The following is a 21,431-nucleotide window of genomic DNA, read 5'->3' on the forward strand; positions in this document are numbered from 1 at the left end:
TCAAATTTTATTTCCTTTGTCAACAGGTTTTTTCATTAATTTTCAATTAATTTGAATTTCAGTGTTTGACATTTAGTTTCTTCTGTATCTCCTTTTCCAACAATTAAGAGCTTTCCAGCTCTATTTACTCTTGAAAATCTATATTCTTTTTCTAGATATTTTCCATTTTTTTCTATCTTTATTTTTTTATTTTTTAAATAATTGTTGTTATTCAAAAGCAATAAAATTTCTTCCCATTCCTTTACAAGAAATTTAACTTTCTTTTCAAACAGTAATACGATTTTTTCAATTATTTCTTCAATTGGATATTCCTTATTGAAAATTTTTGATAAAGAAGTTGCTTTTGCGTCAATTTTATCTACATTGTTATTGACATTTATTCTAATACCTACTATTATTCTATCTCTAACTTTATCACAAAAAACACTACTTATTTTTTCATCTTTATAATAAATATCATTTGGCCATTTAAATTTAAGATTTTCAGTTTCATCTTCAGAACTTTGTCTAATATATTCTTTTAGTACTTCAGACACTATATAACAGCTGAATATCTCAATTTTATCCTGCAATTCATATTTATCTTCAGTCCAAAATGAAAAGAGGGCCCCTCCTTTATCTGAAATCCACAGATTCCCTCTTTTCACTCTGTCATTGGTCTGCTTTTCAGCTACGACTGCTTCAAATTCTTTAACTCTTAAGTCTCTTCTTACATATTCATTTGTTGAACCTATTTCTTTAAAACTTATAAATTTCAAGGCTTTTCCTCACTTATTATTTTATAAACTACTACAATATTAACTCAATTTTGGGAACATGAAAACACCATATACAGGTCCAGTATGACAACCTATTACTGCTCCTATTTGTCTGTTTAATATTGCAAATGTGATTTTTGAGCTCTCTCCTATTTCTGAATGTATTTTTGAAATATTTTCCAGTTCTTCAGGTCCTCCACCCCAACCTGTACACACTACAAGGCTTTGTTTTCTACTTTCATCTTTTACATACTTTTCTATATACTTCTGTGCGTTTCTTTCTCCAATTACTTTCTTTTCAATTGTAACTTCTCCCTGACTTACTGTCAGAATCGGTTTAAGTTGTATCATTCCAGCTATTGCTGAACCTGCTTTACCTATTCTTCCACCTTTTTCTAGATATTTTAAATCTGGAATAATCATTAGAAGCTTACCTTTGTTTTTATACGAATTTATCCAGTTTATTATTTCTCCAAAACTTTCTTTCTTTACTGCTTTTTTTGCCGCTTCCAGTACTAAGATTCCCTGTAATAGCGATCCCCCCATACTGTCTATCAATTCAATATCATCTTCCCTGTTAGTCAACGATCTTCCTACTCTTGCAGCCTGTGCTGTTCCACTTAATTTAGAAGATGGATGTACTGAAATTATTTTTTTGTATCCTTTTTCAAATAATTTATTATAGGCATTCAGAAAATCCTGTGGAGATGGCTGTGAAGTCTTTAATTTTAAATCCTCTTCATCTCTTGAATTAACCATTTTCTGCCAGAATTCATCTTTTGACATTTCAATACCATCTTTTAATAACTCTCCATTTAAATCTATTTTTAAAGGAACAATTTTTATCGGTAACCCTATTATGTCTTCAGGTATTAAGTCTGATACCGAATCTGTCAGTAATGCTATTTCCGGCATATTAGGATCTTTATTTTCAATATATATATAGTAATTATAGTTGTCCTGCTCACCATTTATATATGTAGTTTTTATTTTATTCAATTTTTCTTTTATTAGATTTTTAGCCTCTTCATTTTTGTCTTTTCCTTCAGAAACCACTGCTGTAACTGTATTAACAGTAACAAGTTTGTTCAGCATTTCTTCAACAAGTTCTTTTAAAGTTGCTGCAGTATATTTTATTTTTCCATTTACAAGTCCTATATAGTTATCTTTTGCAATTACCAGATCATCAACTTTTGTATCTCTTACAGCTTTTGTTATTTCAATTGAATAATTTCTTTTTTCAGTATTTTTTAATTCTTCTATATCTTCTTCCCTGTTTTTTAAGCAGTAATACCCTTCAAGCATAGTTTTTGTACCATAAACTATTATATTTTTATCTGATTTTTCTGCTGCAAGTTTTGCAGTAGCTATTACGTTTTTATTGTTAGGGAATATATATATATTCTTTTTGTCAACTTTCTCTATTGCTGAACATATTTCCTGAACACTAGGGTTTTTACTTTGACCACCTAATATAACAACATCTGCCCCTTCCTTCAGGAATTCATCCTTTATATTTTCAGAATCAGCAAGTATAACATATCCAGAATCAGTTTTATTAATATTTTTATTTACGAATAATTTTGCTTCATCTTTTTCACTGAAAATCTGCAGATTATCATGCTGAAGTTTCATGTTTTCAACTTTCATTTTTTCCAGCGGACCGTATTCCAATGCTATTTCCATTGCTTTTCCAGGATGATTCGTGTGTATGTGTGTTTTAAATTTCTTTGAAGTTTGTGCAAATACTGCTGAATCTCCTAATTCAAGAACTCTCTTTTTATATTCTTCTGTATCAAAATCACCATTTAAAATGATATATTCAGTACAATACTGGAATTTTATACTTTCCGGATCATGATCTATATTTGCAATTGTTTTATCAAATTCATTTTCCTTTACTTGTGACTTTTGTAATTCAGCTATTAAATTTAATTCTGTTGCAATTTTATAAAATCCTTCAAACAGGAAAAATAAACCTTTTCCTCCTGCATCTACAACTCCTGCTTCCTTTAACTTAGGTAACAGTTCAGGCGTCTCTTCCACTGCTTTGTTTGCTGCTTCCATCAGTTCCTTTAGAAATACAACTAAATCATCTATTTTCGATGCACATTCATCTGCCTTTTCAGATACTCTTCTTATAACTGTAAGCATAGTTCCTTCTACTGGTTCGCTTACAGCATTATACGCTGTTTCTTTTGCACTTGAAAGTGCCTGCGCAACATCAGCTGATAAAAGTTTTGTTTTCTCTCCTATACCTTTTAGGAATCCTGTAATTACTTGGGAAAGGATTGTTCCGGAATTTCCTCTTGCTCCCATTAAAACAGCTTCTTCAACCGTTTCTATGAAATCTTTCATTGAAGTTTTCTCATTAGTTTTTCCTTCTATGTCAGTTATCATAGAATTTAAAGTCATTGCCATGTTACTTCCTGTATCACCGTCAGGAACTGGATAAACATTCAGTTCATTTAACAGATCCTCATGTTTTATAACCCATTTTCCTCCATTACTAAATAATACTCTTAGCCTCTTGGCATCCAAATACTTTATCGCCATTATTCCTCCTAAATACTAATAATCATGCTACTTTTTAATTTATTTTACATTTTTTAAAAAAGTTTCCCATTTTCCGTCTTTTTTCAGTATATATTCAACGAATTCCCTCACTGCTCCTGAACCACCATTTTTTTCTGAAACAAAATCTGCAATTTGAATCACTTCATCTGCCGCATCCTTTGGAGCACCTGTCAATCCTGACTGTTTCATTATAAGAATATCATTCAGATCATCTCCCATATAGGCTATTTCTTCTTTTTTCAGTCCAGTTTTCTGAATTATTTCTTCTAAAATAACAGTTTTTTCAGAAATTCCCTGATACAGATATTTTATTTTCAGCTCATTTGATCTTATTTCAACAAGTTCTGATTTTCTTCCTGTAATTATTCCAAATTCTATACCAAGTTTCTGTGCATTAACAATGGCATATCCATCTTTAACATTAAATCTTTTGAGCTCTTCTCCATTATTGCCTCTATATATTCCGCCATCAGTTAATGTTCCGTCTACATCTAGTAAAACTAATTTTATCATATACACTCCCTAATTATAGATTATATAATTATATCATAAGATAATACAAATATCCAAATTATTTTACAATATTTTATTTTTTTTGTTTAAAGATAATACAAAGCAAATTCATAAGGCTATTTAATTTTAATTTCTTAAACTACTTCTATACTGAAATTTCAGTATAGAAACATTGTTTTGAAGGGAGATTTATTTATGAAAAAGAAAAAAATATTCACTTTATTGTCATTATTATTTATTGCAATGAGCTGTTCTAAACCTGTTGAAAACGCAAAAAAAAGCGAGGAACAAAAGGAACAGAAGGAACAGACTCAGCAAATGTCACAGGAAGAATTAAAAAAACATACTAAAAATGCGGTAGAAACTCAGGATGCATTTGTACAGGTTTATAAAAATACTAAAGATTCAATAGTTAACATTAGAACTAAAAAAACTGTTACAGTTAATACCTACAATCCGCTTGAAGAATTACTTTTCGGTCGTTCCGGGGGAGTGGAAAAACGTGAATCAGGGGCATTAGGTTCAGGATTTGTGGTATCTGAAGATGGTTATATTGTTACAAATAATCACGTTGTAAGCAATGCAGATGAAATCTTTGTAAAATTTTCAGATGGAAGGGAATATAAAACAAAACTGATAGGAACTTCTCCTGAAGTTGATATTGCTGTTCTTAAAATTGAAGCTAACGAGAAGTTTAAACCACTTGAATTTAGTGATTCTGATAAAATTGAAATTGGACAATGGTCCATTGCATTTGGTAATCCCATGGGATTAAACGATTCCATGACAGTAGGAGTTATAAGTGCATCAGGAAGAAGTTCACTTGGAATAGAAGAAATCGAAAACTTTATTCAGACAGATGCAGCTATAAATCAGGGAAATAGTGGAGGACCTTTAATTGATATTAATGGTAAAGTAATTGGAGTTAACACTGCTATTCTTTCAACATCCGGAGGAAGTGTCGGACTTGGATTTGCAATACCGTCAAACTTAGCTTCTGTAGTTAAGGATTCAATTATTGCAACAGGAAAATTTGAAAAACCGTATATTGGAGTTTATTTAAATAATCTGGATTCTGAAAAGATAAAGGCTCTTAATATTAAATCAACAAATGGAGTGCTTATTGCAAAAGTTGTTGCAGACGGTCCTGCTGCAAGAGCTGGAATTCAGGCAAATGATGTTATTGTTGCAGTTAATGGAAAAGCTGTTAATTCTGCAGGAGCCTTCATAGGTGAACTGGCCGCTAAAAAAGTCGGAGAATCTGTTGAATTAAGTGTGATAAGAAATTCTCAAACTGTAAAAATACGTGTAACGTTGGAAGAAACTCCTAAAATGCTTCGTCAGCAATAAATATTAATATAAAGTGAAATATACTAAAAAAGGCTATCTTATAATTTGAAAAATATGAAAACCATATTTATTCAATTACCAAAATTTCACTTATACAAAACAGTCTTTCATAAAGAAAAAGTCAAAATTCACCTGAAAATTCAGGTTGTTGACTTTTTCTAAATTCATTCTCTGTTTTGTATTGTGAGATTATAAATAATTCATAAATATGGTTTTTACATTATTTTTCAATTTTCTGAAAATATCCTTTTTTATATTAATGCTTTTATTACTTCCAGTGCTTTACTGTAATCAGGTTCTGTAGCAACTTCAGGTACATATTCAACATATTGTACAGTACCTTCCTTATCAACAATTACTGTTCCTCTTGTTAATAATCTTAATTCCTTTATAACAAATCCATATTTTAATCCAAAATCAAGTTCTTTATGGTCTGAAGCAGTTAATGCATTTTCAATTCCTTTATCAGCACAGTATCTTCCTAAAGCAAACGGTAAATCTGCTGAAATTGTTAAAAGCTGAACATCCTTATCAAAATTTGCCGCTTCCTGGTTAAATCTAGTTAGCTGCAATGCACAAACTCCTGTATCTACTGATGGAAATACAGAAATTACAACTACTTTCCCTGCATAGTCACTTAGTTTTACTTCACTAAGATCTGTTCCTAAAACTGTAAAGTCTTTAGCTTTATCTCCTTTTTTTACTTCTTCTCCTAATAATGTTATAGGATTTCCCTTAAATGTTACCACACCTTTTCTTTCTGACATGGCTTTCTCCTTTCATTTTATAAATATTTTTCTTTTGTATATACTAATGATAGTATTATTTTAATATAATTTTTGCTTATTGTCAATTCTATTTATCATTTATAATAAAAAAAGCTGTTTCAAAATTAAGAAAACCATATTTTCTAATTTTTTTGAGACAGCCTCTAATTTATTTTCTATTTCTTATTTTTTTCCTGATTGGTATTTTCATGAGATTCTAAAGAATTATCCCATGACCATGCTCCATAATAGTAGTAGTTATCTCCATCAGCATTTTTATGTAATTTTTCCTCATCTTTTAAATGCAGATAGGAATATTTCTTTATGTAGTCGTTTGTTGCATTAAGATCCGTTACTATAATTCCAATTTCAAGATTTTCCTTTTTTCCACCTTTAATCATGCAATATTTAAATTTTATATTTGCTCTGTATTCTCCCTTGTCATTCAGCTGATAAAACTGATGTTTGCCTATAGGAGTGCTGCAGTAAGTTTTCACCTCATTATTTACAGCTGTTTTTGTATCTTTTACCGTTGCAGTATTTTCCTGTTTCACGTTTGTACTTGTAACTGGAGCTGTTTTTTCTGCAGTTGCCTTAGTTTCTGTATTTTTCACATCAGCCACTTTTGCTTCAGTTTTCTTTTCTGTATCAGTTTTTCCTGATGATTTGGCATTTTTTACAGTAGAAGCAACTTTTTTTACTGCTGTAACTGCATTATTTTTTGCATTTGATATTTTCTGTGCTACCTTTGTTTTTGTTTCATTTAATTTCTTAGTCTTATTATTTTTTGTCGTAGCTGTAGTCACATGTTTAACTTCTGTATTCTTTGATATTTTTTCTACATTGGTATTTGTGGCTTTACTTCCAAATAAAATACCTGATATTAAAATTAATAAAATACATTTTTTCATACATATTCCTCCTGATAATTTTGAAACAGACTCAATAAATATAGAGAATATTTAAATTCTTACTTATAATATAGCACAATTAACAGGTATTTCCAATATATTTATTTACTTTGTTCTGCTCTTTTTAGGGGTATATATAAAACACATCTGTATTTTCAATACTTACAACCTACTATTTATTTTCTTCAGCTTTAATTTTATCAGAAATTTTTTCTATTATTTCTTCAACTGGGAATCCTCCACGCATAGCAATCATATCAAGAGTTGCTACTTTTGACATTATCATATATTGAATAGGATCCATTAGCTTTTTATATGTAGGAGATAATGTTGGCATAAATTCTTTTATGTATGGATATTTATCAACTATTTCTCCTATTACTGTATTTTCAGTCAATCCATATGGATTATCCTTCTGTTCTGTTTTCTTAGTTTCTTCTGCTTTTATATCTGACTTTTTAGGTCTTTCCCATGTTACCAGCGTTCTTTTTCCTTCAAGACTTCTTATTCTTGTAGCATCCTGCATCATTTCAAGAACACCCTTGAATTTCCCATTTTCATCTCTTACTGCCACATAATATATATAAATAAACTTTCCATTCATTTCAAGCCAGAAATCCACTTCATCCTGTTCCCCGCTTCTAAATGCTTCAATTATTTCAAGAACAGAAGATACGCTTTCCCTAGGATGACAATTTTTCACATCTCTTCCTATCACTCCTGCACTTCTAGGAAATATTCTATGTTTTGTATCAGTATAAAACTTAACAATTTCATTTTCATCAACAAACGAAAGATCTACCGGCATATGCTGAAAAATAAGGTTTATCTGTTCTAAAGTAAGTTTCCCTTGTTTTACATCCAGTATATCAGATTTTTCTGAATTTCCGTTCACATTATATTTTGCAAGAAGTCCTGCCAGATCATTCATAAAATTTCCTGCCTGTGCTGTATCATTGTTTTCAATTTTTTCTACTTCTGCATTTTTCTTTTCAGGTAGAAATCCTTCTGGTTTTTCTATTAGGAAATACCCTATTTCATCATCACCGCTTCTCATATTTCTAAATTCTTCATCTGTAATCATTTTCAATGAAGTCGGATACAGTATTTCTTCTTCCTTGTGCATTATATCAAGTGTAAGTTCCCATACCATTTCCTGTTTTTTCAGAAATTCATCTATTTTATCTTCCTGAAGAAGTTTTCTTGCTTCACTTATATTATCCCTAACTGCATTATCAAAAGACCACATTATTCTTGATGGTCTGTCAAAACCTTTTTTTTCAAGTATTGAAAATAACTGATGCTGCTTTCTTGCAAGGTGTGTAAGATTAAATGTATAAAGCTTGTCATAATATTCAAGCCATTTATTTTTTATAAATTTCTTATTTACTTCTTCCTTCATTTCTGCAATCAGTTTTCTTCCTGCTTCATTTTCCTTCAAATAAGTTTTTATTGGATGTCCTTCAGGTAAATCTGATTCTTCTCTTATTATAATCTCATCAAATAAATCCAGCACATCATTCATTTTATCGTGAACTGTAGCATCATCAAATCCCAGATCTTTTATTTTCTGTTCCGAATATGCAAATTCTGCAGGAGTTATCTTTTTCCCCTTAAAAGCTTCCCTTATAAGATTTCTTGTTGTTTCAACATCTGTCGTTCCTTCTATGTAATCTTTTTTTATTTCTGTCATTTTGTCAATCAGTTCAAAATTTATGTTTAAATAGTCCTTCATATTTACTTTTTCCATAAAAAACACCACCTTATATTATTTTTTATCAAATCTAATATTCTTTTAGAATAAAAATATTTGATTTATAAAATTTATTTTCTAAATATTATCACATTTTTTCCAATGATAGTGTAACTTATGATACATATTATAAATAAAAAACTATATTTAATTTAATTAGCCAAATCTTACAATTTAGATAATTTATAAATATAGTCTTCAATATTATATTCAAAGTTATAAAAGATTTTCTTCAAAAATATTTTATTTATTATTTTTCCAATTACAAGCTTATATTTGCTTCTGTTTCAACATCAAATATGTGAGCTTTGCTTGTGTCAAATCTGAATACTCTTTGTCCTTTCTTACCTACAGAATCACTTACTCCCTCTACATTTATTCTGCATGTCATCTGGTGACCATTTAGTGTGAAGTATATATATTCCTCATTTCCCATTTGTTCTACTACACTTACTTCACCAACTTTTGAAATATTGTCTTCTGCTTCTACTACGCTTATGCTTTCAGGTCTTATTCCAAATGTTACTTTCTTTCCGGCATGTCCTTTTACTTTTTCACCTTTTTCTCCAAGTATTTCTATTTCTGCTCCATTTATATCTACGAATACTTTTCCTTCCTTTTCAACAAGTGTTCCTTCTATCAGGTTCATTGTAGGCGATCCTATAAATCCTGCCACGAATTTATTTGCCGGATAGTGGTAAAGATTAAGCGGTGTATCAACCTGCATTATTCTTCCTGATTTCATTACTGTAATTCTGTCTCCCATTGTCATTGCTTCAACCTGGTCATGTGTTACATATATCATTGTTGTTTTCAGTTCCTGATGCAGCTGTGTTATTCTTACACGCATTGATACCCTAAGTTTAGCATCAAGGTTTGATAAAGGTTCATCAAAAAGGAATACTTCAGGTTTTCTTACTATTGCCCTTCCAAGAGCAACCCTTTGTCTTTGTCCTCCTGACATTTCTTTAGGCTTTCTATCCAGAAGTTCTGTAATTTCAAGCTTTTCTGCAGCTTCCCTTACCCTTTTATCTATTTCATCTTTTGGAGTTTTCTTAAGTTTTAATCCAAATGCCATATTTTCATAAACTGTCATATGAGGATATAAGGCATAGTTCTGGAACACCATTGCTATTCCTCTATCCTTTGGTGGCACATCATTTACAAGCTTATCTCCTATATAAACTTCTCCTCCTGTTATTTCTTCCAGCCCTGCAATCATTCTTAAAGTAGTAGACTTTGCACATCCTGAAGGTCCTACAAATACCATGAATTCCCCGTCTTTTATATCAAGATCTATCCCGTGTACTGCTTTGAAACCATTTGGATACTGTTTTTCCACTCCTTTTAATACTACTTTTGACATCTCTGTTCCTCCTTGATTATATTATATCTTAAAGTATATTGAATTTTATTTGTTATTATCTATTTTAAGTATACTTTGATTTTTGATTTTGTCAATATATTTTTGAAAAAAAATTTCATATTTTCAAAAAAAATAGGGTGTCTAAAATTAAAAATAACTTTATTTTTTAATTTTTAAAACAGCCCTATTATTTCAATAAATTTCTTATATATTTCTATTTTTAATTATCAAACTTTTTAAAAAATTTTTTAATTTTTTCCATAAAAGAATGTGATTCCTTATAATTTTTCTTTCCTAAAGATTCATCAAATTCTTCAAGTATTTTTTTCTGTTTGTCAGTAAGATTTGTAGGAGTTTCCACTTTTATAGTTATTATTTCTGAACCTCTTCTTCCTGAATGATTTATTCCTTTTTCCCTTAATCTGAAAACTTTACCGTTTTGTGTACCTTCAGGTATTTTTATTTTTGATTTTCCGTCAATTGTAGGAACTTCCACTTCTCCACCTAAAACAGCTGTTGTCATTCCTATTGGAACTTCACAGTAAATGTCGTTTCCATTTCTTTTAAATATTTCATGTTCCTTGACAATGAAGAATACACGTAAATCTCCATATACTCCATCATTTTTACCGGCATCTCCGCCATCTCTTACAATTAATCCCTGACCTGTTTCAACACCAGCCGGTATTTTTATTTTTCTTGTGACTACTTCCTTTTCTACCCCTGTTCCACGACATGTGCTACATGCCTTTTCAGGAATTTTTCCTGTTCCATGACACTGATCACATTCATGCATTACAGTCTGTATTCCAAAAATTGATCTCTGCTGTGTTCTTATATGTCCGGAACCATTACATTTATCACATGTTTTCATACTGTGACCTGGTTCAGCTCCTGAACCGTGACATGTATGACATTTCCCATTTCTTTTATACTTTATTTCCTTTTCTACTCCGAATGCCACTTCTTCAAGTGTAAGTTCTAAATTATATCTTAAATCAGAACCTTGATGTACTTTTGGTTCTTGACTACGACGGCTTCTTCCACCACCAAAGAAATCCCCAAATATATCTCCTAAATCAACATCGCCGAAGTCAAAGCCACCAAAGCCTCCACCTTGTCCAAATCCGCCAAAGCCACCTGCTCCTCCAGGTCCTCCTGCCTCAAATGCGGCGTGACCATACTGATCATATGCAGCTTTTTTCTGAGGATCAGACAATATTTCATAAGCTTCGTTAATTTCCTTAAATTTATCTTCAGCATCTTTTTTTTCAGCTTCTGATGAATTAGCAAACTTATCAGGATGATATTTCATGGCGGCTTTTCTATATGCCTTTTTTATATCTGATTCACTTGCATCTTTTGGCACTCCAAGTACTTCATAATAATCTCTTTTTGCCATTTCTATTTATAGAACCATTTTTATTTATAGCAGTTCTATTTCTCCTTTCCTTCCTTTTATTCCACGTTACAATTTGCCATTAATGATTATTTTTGCAGTAAAAACATCATTTTCCTTCAATTTCAAAATCCCCTTCTTTTCTTCCAGTTTTCCTGTACAGTTTGCAAAATCTGAAATTCCAAACCATGGCTCGATACACACAAATGGAGCTTTTGATTTACTCCAGAAGGCAATAAACGGAAACTGGCTATAATCCATTGACAGTTCACGTGTACTTTTACTGCATTTTAATGTTACCTTTGCAGAATTCAGATTTTCAAATATTATAGCATCATTATCAAATATAGTGCCACTTAATTTTATTATTTTCTCATTTTTTAAATAATCTTTTTTCTCTTCCAGTATTAATGCATCGCTTCTAAGCTGATAAATCTGTGCATTTTCATTTTTTTCAAATTCCAGATAGTAATCTTCCAGTTTTATTTCATCATTCAGCTCCAATGCAAATGCAGGATGTGCTCCCAATGAAAAATACATGTCACCTTTAGTTTTATTCAATACTTCGTACTTTATTTCAAGACCGTTATCAGTTATTGTGTATATAAGAAAAAAATCAAATTCAAAAGGATATTTTTCCAATGTTTCCTCATTTGAAGAAAATTTAAATTTCAGAAAATTTTCTCCCTTTTCAACTAAATCAAAATCATTGTTTCTTGCAAACCCATGTCTTGTAGTTATTTCATAGTCCTTTCCTTCAAAAATATACTTTCCATCTTTTATAACCCCGACAAACGGAAAAAGTACAGGTGAACTGGCAGCCCAGAATTCTGGCTGGCTGTCCCACATAAATTCCTTTCCGTCCACTTTGTAGCTTGAAAGTTCTGCTCCCTTTGAAAGTACTCCTATTTCAACATTTCCATATTTTAAAGTATTTAGTGTATTTTCCATTATAACACGTCCTTTATATAAAAAGTTTTGTACTATTTTTTTTCTTCATCATTATACCATATTTCTTTTCCAACTTCATTATCCCAGTTCAAGTTAATCTTTTCATATTTATCAGTGTAGTTTAAAAAGAGTTTTTCAATATTGCTTACCCTGTTTTTTTCTATATGTTTTGTCATAATAATCACCTTTTTTATTCGGTGTGTTCAATAATCTAATTTCTTATTTTCACAAGAAATTAAGCTCTCCTTGTTTCAAAGCATTTATTATCATAAATTACAATATTAATTGTGAAATTTAATTCTCTTTTACTAAATATTTTTCAAAATAAGTTTCTCCTTTTTTATTTTTATTATATATCTAAAAAAGAAGATTCTGAAATTTTTTTCATGCAATAAAATACTTGATTTTATTAACTTTTTTATCATTTCTACTTTTCTACAAAAGAAGGAGAAATGACTCCTCCTCCTTTGTATTTTAATTCCTTAAAACTTTTTCCAATTATTAATCTACAACTTCTGCATCTTCAACATCATCAGCACCAGAGTTGTTACTTTCTCCAGCAGTTTCTCCACCTTGTGCCTGTTGAGCCTGTGCCTGAGCTTGTGCATCCTGATACAATCTTGTTGCAAATCCTTGAGATACTTTAGATAATTCTTCAATACCTTTTCTAATTTCTTCTAAATTATCTCCATCTTTTACTTTTTTCAGTTCTTCAATTGCCTTTTCAATATCAGCTTTTTCAGTTCCCTGAAGTTTATCTTCATTTTCCTTTATAGTTTTTTCAGTAGCTATTATTAACTGGTCAGCCTGATTTCTAGCTTCAACAAGTTCTTTAAACTTAGCATCTTCAGCTTCATGAGCTTCTGCATCTTTTTTCATTTTTTCTATCTCATCTTTAGATAAGTTAGATGAACCTGAAATTGTTACTGTATTTTCTTTTCCTGTTCCTAAATCTTTTGCAGAAACGTGTACAATTCCGTTTGCATCAATATCAAATGTTACTTCTATCTGAGGTATTCCTCTTGGTGCAGCAGGAATTCCTTCAAGATTAAATTCTCCAAGTCTATGGTTGTCAGCAGCTTTTGCTCTTTCCCCCTGTAATACTACTATTGATACTGCAGGCTGGTTATCAGCCGCTGTTGAGAATACTTGTGATTTTTTAACAGGTACTGTTGTATTTCTTTCTATTATTTTAGTAAATACTCCACCTAAAGTTTCAATTCCTAATGATAATGGAGTTACATCCAATAACAGTACATCTTTTACATCTCCCATCAATACTCCACCTTGAATTGCAGCTCCAGCAGCAACAACTTCATCAGGGTTTATTGATTTGTTAGGTTCTTTTCCTAAGTAAGATTTTACCCATTCCTGAACTGCAGGTATTCTTGTAGATCCTCCTACTAATAATACTTCATCTATTTCACTAGGACTTAAGTTTGCATCTTCTAACGCTTGTTTAACCGGTCCTTTAGTTGCTTCTACTAAATCTTTTGTTAATTCATCAAATGCAGCTCTTGTAAGTTTTTTCTCCAAGTGTTTAGGTCCTGTAGCATCCATTGTGATGAATGGTAATGAAATTTGTGTTTCCAATGTTGTTGATAATTTTTTCTTAGCATCTTCTGCAGCGTCTTTCAATCTCTGGATTGCCATTTTATCATTTCTTAAATCTATTCCTGTTTCTTTTTTGAATTCATCAGCCAACCAGTCAATAATTTTCTGGTCAAAGTTGTCTCCTCCTAAGTGGTTATTTCCTGAAGTTGATATAACTTCTACTACTCCTTCACCGATTTCAAGTACAGATACGTCAAATGTTCCTCCACCTAAGTCAAATACTAATACTTTTTCTTCTTTTTTCTTATCTAATCCATAAGACAATGCAGCCGCTGTTGGTTCATTTATAATTCTTTTTACTGTAAGTCCTGCAATTTCTCCTGCATCTTTTGTAGCCTGTCTTTGTGCATCAGTAAAGTAAGCCGGTACTGTAATAACTGCTTCTGTTACAGCTTCCCCAAGATAAGCTTCAGCATCCTTTTTTAATTTTTTCAGTATCATTGCTGAAATTTCCTGTGGTGTGTAATCTTTTCCATGGATATTTACTTTATAATCTGATCCCATTTGTGTTTTTATTGAAATTACTGTTGAATCAGGATTTGTAATTGCCTGTCTTTTAGCAATTTCCCCAACTATTATTTCTCCGTTATCCTTTATGTTTACAACTGACGGTGTAGTTCTTCCTCCATCAGAGTTTGGTATTATTGAAAAGTTTCCACCTTCCATTACTGCCACGCAGCTGTTTGTTGTTCCTAAATCTATTCCTATTATTTTACTCATATTTATCACTCCTGTTTTATTTTTGAATTTTTTATTTATATTTTTATAAAGTTAAAAACTATTTTTTATTTACTGTTACCATTGCCGGTCTTATAATTTTCCCTTTTAATTTATATCCTTTTTGAAACACCTGTACAATGTCGTTATCCTTAAGCTCTTCCTTGCTTTCAGTCATCATTGCCTGATGTTCGTAAGGGTTAAATTCTACTCCTTCTTCTGCTTCAATTTCTTCAACGCCTTCTTCAGATAACATGTATTTTAAGTTTCTCAAAATCATGTTTACCCCTTCAACCAAAGCATCAAAGTTTTTAGTTTCAAGGGATGCCTTTTCGGCTCTTTCCAAGTTGTCAATATTATCCAATACTTTTAAGATAATCCCTTCTGAAGCATATTTTTTCATTTCTGAAACTTCCGCTTCCTTCCTTTTAGTGAAGTTTTGAAATTCTGCAAGTTTTCTTGTATAGGAATTTTTCCATTCCTGAAGTTCAAGTTCAAGCTTTGCAATCTTTTCTTCACATGTTTCTTCTTTATTGTCAGAAGCCTCATTTACCTCTTCTTTTGTTTTGTTTTCTGTTTCAGCATTTTCATTTTCAAGTTCTGTCTTTTCATCAAACTCTTTTTCTGCCATTTTTTACCCCTCATCTCCTTCTATTTATTTATTTTTTTGCAATAATTGCTTAACTTCCTCTGAAACATATTCTACAAGTCCTACCGTTTCTGAATACTTCATTCTTTTCGGTCCGATTACTCCCATAATTCCTTTGGCATCTCCCATTGTATAAACGGAAAATACAAATGAAAAATCTTCCAGTCCGGCAATATCCAGATCTTCACCAAAAATGACATTTACTTCTCCGTCTTTAAACTGGTCAGTCTGAATAAACTGTAAAAATATCTGTTTCATATCTTCAGGATTGTTAAAAAATCTTACTCTGTCTATTATTTTCATAACATCTGAAGTGTTACTCTCAATTAAATTTGAACCACCTTCAAAAAACAATTTCCCCTCATTTAACATTTTATTCTTTTGGAAATCTTCCGGTACAAATAAATCAGTATTTGTAAGAAACTTTTCTAAATCAGATAAAGTAAAGTTTGGACTTCTGTTTATTTCATCATTTAAAATCATATTTATATTTTGAACTTCCTCTTCATCTACAGGATTTTCAAGAAATATATTAAGATTTTTAGTCAGAAATGAATCCATAATTATGACAGCCATAATATTTGTGTCATTTATATGCACAAGCTGAACTTTTCTTATTCCTTCCTGTCTTATGGCAGGCTCCAGAACTACTCCTGCATATTTACTTATCTTTGATAGTAATCTTGACGTTTCTTCAAATATCATATCTATTTGGTTCATTTTTTTATTATATGCTTCAACTACTTTAGCTTTCGCCTCTTTAGATATATCCCTTATCTTAATAAGTTCCTCCACATATAATTTATATCCTTCACTTGTCGGAATTCTTCCGGAAGATGTGTGAGTTTTAGCAATCAGTCCTTTATCTTCAAGATCCGCCATTGTATTTCTTATTGTAGCTGAAGAAACTCCAATACTATATTTCTTTTCCAGAGTTCTTGAGCCTACACTTTCACCGAATTCGAGATAATGCTTTATGATTGCCTTTAATATTAATTTCTCTCTCTCATTCATATTCGCACCTTCCTTTTGTTAGCACTCATTTCAAAGGAGTGCTAATTACAGATATATAATATTATATTTTTGCATTAATGTCAAGTACTTTTTTAAAATTTTTTTTATTTTTTTTACACATTGAAAATACTGGATTTAAGAGTATAGTTTATTGCTCTTTTTAAAATATTTTATTTTTTATTTTTATATTTTGTAAAATAATTTTCATGTGTGTGGTATAATCATTGTAAATAAATAAATAATTTAAACCCAGTCAGATAATGAATGTAAAGATAAATTTCCTAAGCGGAATATTTAGAAATAAGAATATAAATATTCTGAAAGGAAGTAAAAAAATTTCAGAAGTAAACCTGTACTTTCATTAAAAAATCTCTTTAAAAGAAAAAAATCTGATAATTCTGAAGAATAACTCTATTGAAAAAATTGCTCATTAGTAGTAGAATAACTAAATATAAGTACTTTTATATAATAATGAAAATATACAACTGTAAAGGGGTGCTGATAAATGATATTTCCCGAACCATTGAAAAAAGGAGATAATGTATTCTTATTTTGTCCTTCTTCACCTATAATTCCTGAAGAAGATATAGAAAAATGTAAAAAAGTTATAATAGATTTGGGATTCAATCCTGTTATTGGAAAGAGTTTATACGAAAACTACGGAGGATATATGGCCGGAAAGGCTGAAATCCGTATTGAAGATTTGCATGAAGCTTTTTCACGGAAGGATATTAAAGGAATATTCTGTGTAAAGGGCGGTTATTCAGCTTCACAGCTTTTAGATAAAATCGACTATGAGCTGATAAAAACTAATCCTAAAGTTTTTGTAGGATACAGTGATGTTACAAACCTTCACATTGTCTTCAACCAGAAATGTAACCTTGGAACTTACCATGGACCAATGGTAAAATCAAATATGATAAATGATTTCAATGACTATACAAAGACTTCTTTCTTTGAAGCTATGGAAAAGAATGAGACAAAGTATGAAGAACCTGAAAATATGCCACTTTCTATTCTTACAGAAGGAAGTTCACCTTCAGAGAACATAAGCGGTGTCCTTACAGGAGGAAATATGGCAATTATAGTCACTACTCTGGGAACTCAATACGAAATAGATACTAAAGATAAAATACTGTTTCTGGAAGATGTTGATGAAGAAATAGGATCTCTGAACAGAATGCTTACTCATTTGAAATATGCAGGAAAATTCAGTGACTGTAAGGCTGTTGTTTTTGGAAATTTTGTGGCATGTAAAAATACATATACTAAAGAAAATCAGCATTATGAACTATTGGAGCTTTTAAAGGATTTCTTTGCTGACTATGATAAACCTGTTATTTACGGAATGGAATCAGGTCACAAAAAGCCATATATGTTTACATTGCCTTTAGGTGCAAAGTGCAGCATAAACCTTCAGAACAAAGAAATACTTTTTGAAAAGTAGAATTTATTTTAGATAAAATAATATTTACAGATACGGGAGGAAAAAATAATGTTTTTTGATATGCATGCAGATTTATGGACAGATAATCTGTGGGAATATGAAAAGGGAAAAAATGACGTTATAAGAAGAAAATATAAAGATAGATTTATAGAAGGAGGAGTTTTTGGAGGTATTTTTGTAATATATTTAAATGCTTTTAAGGATCCGAAACCTGAAGAAACTTTCTTCAGAAGCCTTCGTGCAATGAGTGAGGAACTTTATCATGCAAGGGATTTAGTACATGTCATAAAAAATCCTGAAGACTTTGAAAAAGCGAAATCTCAAAATAAATTTGCTACACTTTTAGGAATTGAAGGACTTCCTGGAATTGGGTCAAACCTTGATTATATCTATCTTCTTGAAAGAATGGGAATAAGACACATAGGACTCACATGGAATGAACAGAATGCTTTTGCAACAGGTCAGAGAGGGGATAAAGACAGGGGACTGACTGATTTAGGTGTAAAAGCTGTTGAAATTATTGAAAATCTGGGAATTCTTCTTGATCTTTCCCATGCAAATGACAAAACCTTCTGGGATGTTGCAAAATACGCTAAAAAACCTTTTTTTGCTTCACATTCCAACTCCAGAACTCTTTGCCCGGCAATGAGAAACCTTACTGATGACCAGATACTTTGTATAGGCGAAAGAAATGGAATGGTGGGAATGAACAGCTATCATGGATTTGTAAGTGACAAGGAAGATGAAAAAAATCTGGATACATTGCTGAACCATATGGAATATGTTGCAGAAAAAATAGGAATTGACAAAGTTGGATTTGGATTTGATTTTGCTGAATACTACAACGTGCCCGGAGTAGACGAAGACGAAGGTTTAAAAGGCGTTTATGATATTACAGAAGCTAAAAATGTAGCAGCCGCCTTGAAAAAACGTGGATATTCAGATGAAGATATTGAAAAGGTATCATATAAGAACTTTATTTCTTTCTTTGAAAGAATAAGAAATGGTATAAAATAGAAAATTATATAAATTGAAATAAATTATAAAAAATAAAATACATATAGATGAAAGGATATAAATTATGAGAAAACCACTTATAGGAATAACTTCTTCCTATGAACATAACCCTGAATCAGAAAATGCTTACAAAACAAGCGTTTCTATAGATTATAGCCGTGCAATTATGGAAGCGGGAGGTATTCCTGTTGTTTTGCCGGTTCACGATAATATTGAAGTTGTAAGGGAGCAGATTTCACATCTGGATGGACTTCTTCTATCAGGAGGAGTTGATTCTGACCCTGCTTTATATGGAGAAGATAGCTTACAGGAAATTGGAGTTATTTCACCTGAAAGGGATAAATTTGAAATAATGCTGCTGGAAGAGTATTTGAAAACTAATAAACCAATTTTAGCAATATGCCGTGGGTTACAACTTACAAACATATATTTTGGTGGTACACTTTACCAGGATATAAAATATGTGGACACACAGATTCAGCATAGACAGAAATGGCATCTTTATTTGCCTACCCACAATATTGACATTCTTGGAAAAGATAATATTTTATATGAAATTTTTGGAGAAAAAACAAGGGTAAATTCCTTCCATCATCAGATGATAAAAGATTTAGCTGAAGGTCTTACTCCTATTGCAAAATCTTCTGACGGAGTTATTGAAGCCCTTCAGAAAAAAGATCACCCTTTCTACTATGCGACTCAGTGGCATCCGGAAATGATGTCTGTAAGAGGAAATGAAGGAATGAAGAAAATTTTTGATAAGTTTGTAGAGGCTTGCAAATAAAAATCTGCATTTTGTTGATGTAAAATATAATTACTTATGAAAATAGAAGATTGTCTCTAATATATCTCCCTTAATCTGTTAAGGATATGATATGTATTTTAAAGACAATCTTTTTATTTTGTTATATTATACTAATTATTTTATGTTATTAAATTCACTAAATAATCTTAACATGGCTTTTTTATTACCCCATGCCTGCCTTATATCATTCGAATCTAAAATTCTATAATGCTGTGTAAATGAATTTCTTTGTAATTTCCAACCATTAAATTCTTTCAAAGTTAACCAAAACACTTTTCCGCCCATTGTTTTTAATGGAATATTTGGGAAAGATGCATCTAATTTTTTAAATTTCTCAACTATGTCCGGTGTATTTCTTATAAGTTCTATAAATCCTTTTATAATAACTTCATCTTCCATGAAAAACCTCCTATATAAATTATAAATATTTTCCAAAAAATTATTGTAATAGTTTCTCAACTATTTCTCACTAAATTACAATCCCAATCCTTTTATCCATTTCTTTACATCTGCTTCTGAACTGGATCCACTGAATCTTTTACCTTCCTTCCAAGCTGCCCCTTTTGTCTTTTCCTTCAACGGATTAGGACTTGTTCCTATTTCACTGCTTCCTGAAGTAACGAATGGAATAACTGTTTTTCCATTAAAATCATTGCTTTCAACAAAAGTGTTCATTATTCTGGGAGCTTCTCCCCACCAGATTGGATATCCAAGAAATACAACATCATACTGGTTAAAATTTTCTACACTATTTTTTATCTTCGGTCTTATAGATTTATCCGCTTTTTCCTTAGCCGCCTTGCTGTCAGGATTTTTAGAATTCAAATCTTCTGCCGTATATGGACTTTCCGGAACAATTTCAAAAATATCTGCATTTTTATCTGACGCAATAATCTGTGCTATTCTTTTTGTATTTCCAGTTGCCGAAAAATATACAACCAATATTTTTTTTGAACCTTCTTTGGCAGAAGAGTCTGTTTTTTCTGTTTTTTCATTTGAACAGCTTACAAAAATTCCTAAAATTACAACTAATAACGTTAAAATCTTTTTCATATTATTTCTCCCTTCTCAAAAGCTTGACTTCTTATCTTTTTTCTCATATATTCTTTATTTGAGTCCAGCTTCATTATTTTTACTTTCATTTTATTATACCCCATAAAATTAATTTCAGGTCAATTTTTTTTACTAATGTCCAGTTGACCGTAAAATTTTATTCTGATATACTAAAAATATAATTATTTAATAATGGGGGATAAAAATGAAAGATAAAAAAGAAAAAATACATAAAACAAATGCTCTTAGACAGTTGGATAAAAATAAGATTCCGTATATTATTCATACTTATGAATGGAGTGAAAATAAAAGTGGAGGACTTGGAGTTGCTGAACATTTTCCTGAACTTGCAGAAAGAATTTTTAAAACTATTGTATTAAAGGGAAAAAGCAAGTCCCTATATGTCTGTGTAATTCATGGAGAAGCTCATCTTGACCTGAAAAAAGTTGCAAAAGCATGTGGTGAAAAGAATATTGACCTTCTTCCCCTTTCAGAACTTGAAAAGGAAACTGGATATGTTCGTGGCGGATGTTCTCCTGTCGGAATGAAAAAATTATACGATACATTCTTTGATATGGAAGCAGAAAAATTTGATAAAATAATAGTTTCAGCAGGAAAAAGAGGTTTACAGATGGAAGTTGAAACTGAAAAACTAATTCATATAATAAATGGGAAAATCACTGAACTGAAACTTGAGGAAGAGGACGTCTAAAAATTTTGAAAATATGAAAAACATATTTATTCATTTATTAAAATTTTACTTATACAAA

20 protein-coding genes are annotated in these 21,431 nt (G+C 30.9%); 5 read left to right on the forward strand and 15 right to left on the reverse strand.

The window, feature by feature from the left end; translation table 11 throughout:
- Positions 1-35: 35 nt before the first annotated feature.
- The 3 genes from HMPREF1984_RS02995 to HMPREF1984_RS03005 are packed head-to-tail and all read right to left on the reverse strand — an operon-like array spanning position 36 to position 3,848.
- Positions 36-758 (reverse strand): biotin--[acetyl-CoA-carboxylase] ligase, encoded by a 723-nt coding sequence (locus HMPREF1984_RS02995; RefSeq protein ID WP_021766413.1) that lies wholly within the window; start codon positions 756-758, stop codon positions 36-38.
- Positions 759-797: 39 nt separating this feature from the next.
- Positions 798-3,314 (reverse strand): DegV family protein, encoded by a 2,517-nt coding sequence (locus tag HMPREF1984_RS03000; RefSeq protein ID WP_021766414.1) that lies wholly within the window; start codon positions 3,312-3,314, stop codon positions 798-800.
- A 39-nt stretch (positions 3,315-3,353) separates the two neighbouring features.
- Positions 3,354-3,848 (reverse strand): HAD family hydrolase, encoded by a 495-nt coding sequence (locus tag HMPREF1984_RS03005; RefSeq protein WP_021766415.1) that lies wholly within the window; start codon positions 3,846-3,848, stop codon positions 3,354-3,356.
- A gap of 195 nt (positions 3,849-4,043) precedes the next feature.
- On the opposite strand from HMPREF1984_RS03005, the gene HMPREF1984_RS03010 reads away from it, so the two are divergent.
- Positions 4,044-5,198, forward strand: coding sequence for a S1C family serine protease (locus tag HMPREF1984_RS03010; protein WP_021766416.1), 1,155 nt, complete (start codon positions 4,044-4,046; stop codon positions 5,196-5,198).
- Positions 5,199-5,449: 251 nt separating this feature from the next.
- On the opposite strand, the gene tpx is transcribed toward HMPREF1984_RS03010, so the two are convergent.
- The 10 genes from tpx to hrcA form a co-directional block, all read right to left on the reverse strand.
- Positions 5,450-5,965: a thiol peroxidase gene (gene tpx, locus HMPREF1984_RS03015; protein ID WP_021766417.1), complete on the reverse strand. Its 516-nt coding sequence runs from the start codon at positions 5,963-5,965 to the stop codon at positions 5,450-5,452.
- Between the two features lie 176 nt (positions 5,966-6,141).
- A complete protein-coding gene (locus HMPREF1984_RS03020) occupies positions 6,142-6,876 on the reverse strand; it encodes a hypothetical protein (protein ID WP_021766418.1) in 735 nt (244 codons plus the stop codon).
- Positions 6,877-7,048: 172 nt separating this feature from the next.
- Positions 7,049-8,626: a PAS domain-containing protein gene (locus HMPREF1984_RS03025; protein ID WP_021766419.1), complete on the reverse strand. Its 1,578-nt coding sequence runs from the start codon at positions 8,624-8,626 to the stop codon at positions 7,049-7,051.
- A 265-nt stretch (positions 8,627-8,891) separates the two neighbouring features.
- On the reverse strand, positions 8,892-9,995 hold the full coding sequence (locus tag HMPREF1984_RS03030) for an ABC transporter ATP-binding protein (RefSeq protein WP_021766420.1): 1,104 nt from the start codon (positions 9,993-9,995) through the stop codon (positions 8,892-8,894).
- A 220-nt stretch (positions 9,996-10,215) separates the two neighbouring features.
- Complete coding sequence (gene dnaJ, locus HMPREF1984_RS03035; RefSeq protein ID WP_021766421.1) at positions 10,216-11,397, reverse strand: molecular chaperone DnaJ; 1,182 nt, start codon at positions 11,395-11,397, stop codon at positions 10,216-10,218.
- 66 nt (positions 11,398-11,463) lie between these two features.
- Positions 11,464-12,345 (reverse strand): aldose 1-epimerase family protein, encoded by an 882-nt coding sequence (locus tag HMPREF1984_RS03040; RefSeq protein WP_021766422.1) that lies wholly within the window; start codon positions 12,343-12,345, stop codon positions 11,464-11,466.
- 32 nt (positions 12,346-12,377) lie between these two features.
- The gene (locus HMPREF1984_RS11270) at positions 12,378-12,521 is read right to left on the reverse strand and encodes a hypothetical protein (RefSeq protein WP_021766423.1); all 144 of its coding nucleotides are present in this window, start codon (positions 12,519-12,521) and stop codon (positions 12,378-12,380) included.
- A 325-nt stretch (positions 12,522-12,846) separates the two neighbouring features.
- Positions 12,847-14,679, reverse strand: coding sequence for a molecular chaperone DnaK (gene dnaK / locus HMPREF1984_RS03045; protein ID WP_021766424.1), 1,833 nt, complete (start codon positions 14,677-14,679; stop codon positions 12,847-12,849).
- Positions 14,680-14,737: 58 nt separating this feature from the next.
- A complete protein-coding gene (gene grpE, locus HMPREF1984_RS03050) occupies positions 14,738-15,307 on the reverse strand; it encodes a nucleotide exchange factor GrpE (protein WP_021766425.1) in 570 nt (189 codons plus the stop codon).
- Positions 15,308-15,331: 24 nt separating this feature from the next.
- Positions 15,332-16,339 (reverse strand): heat-inducible transcriptional repressor HrcA, encoded by a 1,008-nt coding sequence (hrcA, locus tag HMPREF1984_RS03055; protein ID WP_021766426.1) that lies wholly within the window; start codon positions 16,337-16,339, stop codon positions 15,332-15,334.
- A 505-nt stretch (positions 16,340-16,844) separates the two neighbouring features.
- On the opposite strand from hrcA, the gene HMPREF1984_RS03060 reads away from it, so the two are divergent.
- From HMPREF1984_RS03060 to HMPREF1984_RS03070, 3 genes are all read left to right on the forward strand, one after another.
- Positions 16,845-17,786 carry an LD-carboxypeptidase gene (locus tag HMPREF1984_RS03060; RefSeq protein WP_021766427.1) on the forward strand — a complete coding sequence of 314 codons (942 nt, stop codon included), beginning with the start codon at positions 16,845-16,847 and terminating at the stop codon, positions 17,784-17,786.
- 48 nt (positions 17,787-17,834) lie between these two features.
- Positions 17,835-18,803 carry a dipeptidase gene (locus HMPREF1984_RS03065; RefSeq protein ID WP_021766428.1) on the forward strand — a complete coding sequence of 323 codons (969 nt, stop codon included), beginning with the start codon at positions 17,835-17,837 and terminating at the stop codon, positions 18,801-18,803.
- Positions 18,804-18,867: 64 nt separating this feature from the next.
- Entirely contained in the window at positions 18,868-19,587 is a 720-nt protein-coding gene (locus tag HMPREF1984_RS03070; protein WP_021766429.1) for a gamma-glutamyl-gamma-aminobutyrate hydrolase family protein, read from the forward strand.
- Positions 19,588-19,722: 135 nt separating this feature from the next.
- Here the strand turns inward: HMPREF1984_RS03070 and HMPREF1984_RS03075 are convergent, their stop codons facing one another.
- A complete protein-coding gene (locus tag HMPREF1984_RS03075) occupies positions 19,723-20,007 on the reverse strand; it encodes a hypothetical protein (protein WP_021766430.1) in 285 nt (94 codons plus the stop codon).
- A 75-nt stretch (positions 20,008-20,082) separates the two neighbouring features.
- Positions 20,083-20,661 (reverse strand): flavodoxin, encoded by a 579-nt coding sequence (locus HMPREF1984_RS03080; RefSeq protein ID WP_021766431.1) that lies wholly within the window; start codon positions 20,659-20,661, stop codon positions 20,083-20,085.
- A 205-nt stretch (positions 20,662-20,866) separates the two neighbouring features.
- On the opposite strand from HMPREF1984_RS03080, the gene ybaK reads away from it, so the two are divergent.
- Positions 20,867-21,373 carry a Cys-tRNA(Pro) deacylase gene (ybaK, locus tag HMPREF1984_RS03085; protein WP_021766432.1) on the forward strand — a complete coding sequence of 169 codons (507 nt, stop codon included), beginning with the start codon at positions 20,867-20,869 and terminating at the stop codon, positions 21,371-21,373.
- The last annotated feature ends 58 nt before the right edge of the window (positions 21,374-21,431 follow it).

It is taken from the genome of Leptotrichia sp. oral taxon 215 str. W9775 (assembly GCF_000469505.1).
Classification (GTDB): Bacteria; Fusobacteriota; Fusobacteriia; order Fusobacteriales; family Leptotrichiaceae; genus Leptotrichia_A.